Genomic DNA, 2,176 nt, shown 5'->3' on the forward strand with positions numbered 1-2,176 from the left:
CCGCTATAGGTTGAGTATTCGTGTTGCGCCGTATTCCAAAGCAATCTTTCGATCACCTTTTCATACATTGATACAATCACAACCCTGATTCACCTACTCACACACCCATCTCTAAGTGTATTTTCGTGAATCTCTTTACTACTTCTTCCAGATTGTTAAAGAACGACAGCACAACTTAAAGCGCTATGCCTTAAATTGCTTACTGACTGGCTCAATCGCCAATGCATAATCACTCTCGTGTGCAAAGAATGCTATGCGTTGGTGATTGGTGGAGGATGACGGGATCGAACCGACGACCCCCTGCTTGCAAAGCAGGTGCTCTCCCAGCTGAGCTAATCCCCCAAGTACCTTGATGCTGAAGGGTCCGTAATTCCTCTTTGGTGACGTTTAACGTATTCGTTAAGCACCACTCAAGCGAATCATGGTGGGTCTGGTTGGATTCGAACCAACGACCCCCGCCTTATCAAGACGGTGCTCTAACCAACTGAGCTACAGACCCTTAGCCTGTCTTCTTACAGCCGATAAGCGTGAGCGCTTTAGCACTTCACTTCAAAACGTTTGAGCTCGAGAAAGGAGGTGATCCAGCCGCACCTTCCGATACGGCTACCTTGTTACGACTTCACCCCAGTCATGAATCCCACCGTGGTAAGCGCCCTCCTTGCGGTTAGGCTACCTACTTCTGGTGAAACCCACTCCCATGGTGTGACGGGCGGTGTGTACAAGACCCGGGAACGTATTCACCGCGGCATGCTGATCCGCGATTACTAGCGATTCCAGCTTCACGTAGTCGAGTTGCAGACTACGATCCGGACTACGATCGGTTTTCTGGGATTAGCTCCCCCTCACGGGTTGGCAGCCCTCTGTTCCGACCATTGTATGACGTGTGAAGCCCTACCCATAAGGGCCATGAGGACTTGACGTCATCCCCACCTTCCTCCGGTTTGTCACCGGCAGTCTCCTTAGAGTGCTCTTGCGTAGCAACTAAGGACAAGGGTTGCGCTCGTTGCGGGACTTAACCCAACATCTCACGACACGAGCTGACGACAGCCATGCAGCACCTGTGTATCGGTTCTCTTTCGAGCACCCCCACCTTTCAGCAGGGTTCCGACCATGTCAAGGGTAGGTAAGGTTTTTCGCGTTGCATCGAATTAATCCACATCATCCACCGCTTGTGCGGGTCCCCGTCAATTCCTTTGAGTTTTAATCTTGCGACCGTACTCCCCAGGCGGTCAACTTCACGCGTTAGCTACGTTACTAAGTCAATGAAGACCCAACAACTAGTTGACATCGTTTAGGGCGTGGACTACCAGGGTATCTAATCCTGTTTGCTCCCCACGCTTTCGTGCATGAGCGTCAGTATTGGCCCAGGGGGCTGCCTTCGCCATCGGTATTCCTCCACATCTCTACGCATTTCACTGCTACACGTGGAATTCTACCCCCCTCTGCCATACTCTAGCTCGCCAGTCACAAATGCAGTTCCCAGGTTAAGCCCGGGGATTTCACATCTGTCTTAACGAACCGCCTGCGCACGCTTTACGCCCAGTAATTCCGATTAACGCTCGCACCCTACGTATTACCGCGGCTGCTGGCACGTAGTTAGCCGGTGCTTATTCTTCCGGTACCGTCATCCCCTCAGGGTATTAGCCCAAAGGTTTTCTTTCCGGACAAAAGTGCTTTACAACCCGAAGGCCTTCTTCACACACGCGGCATTGCTGGATCAGGGTTTCCCCCATTGTCCAAAATTCCCCACTGCTGCCTCCCGTAGGAGTCTGGGCCGTGTCTCAGTCCCAGTGTGGCTGGTCGTCCTCTCAGACCAGCTACAGATCGTCGCCTTGGTAGGCCTTTACCCCACCAACTAGCTAATCTGCCATCGGCCGCCCCTATAGCGCGAGGTCCCGAAGGATCCCCCGCTTTCTTCCGTAGATCGTATGCGGTATTAATCCGGCTTTCGCCGGGCTATCCCCCACTACAGGACACGTTCCGATGTATTACTCACCCGTTCGCCACTCGCCACCAGGGTTGCCCCCGTGCTGCCGTTCGACTTGCATGTGTAAGGCATGCCGCCAGCGTTCAATCTGAGCCAGGATCAAACTCTTCAGTTCAATGCCTGTTACTGTTTTCTATTCTTGCGAATAGGTCGCTCACTCAACGTACTGACAAGTTCCTCCCATCTTCC

At 52.7% G+C, this 2,176-nt stretch carries 2 tRNA genes and 1 rRNA gene; all 3 read right to left on the minus strand.

Annotation, left to right across the window (positions count from 1 at the left end):
- Positions 1-266: 266 nt before the first annotated feature.
- Positions 267-342: transfer RNA gene (locus ACSQ83_RS35790), tRNA-Ala, on the minus strand.
- Between the two features lie 80 nt (positions 343-422).
- Positions 423-499: transfer RNA gene (locus tag ACSQ83_RS35795), tRNA-Ile, on the minus strand.
- Positions 500-569: 70 nt separating this feature from the next.
- Positions 570-2,102, minus strand: a 16S ribosomal RNA gene (locus tag ACSQ83_RS35800).
- Between the last annotated feature and the right edge of the window lie 74 nt (positions 2,103-2,176).

The organism is Caballeronia sp. LjRoot29 (assembly GCF_964252755.1).
In the GTDB taxonomy this organism is placed as follows: domain Bacteria; phylum Pseudomonadota; class Gammaproteobacteria; order Burkholderiales; family Burkholderiaceae; genus Caballeronia.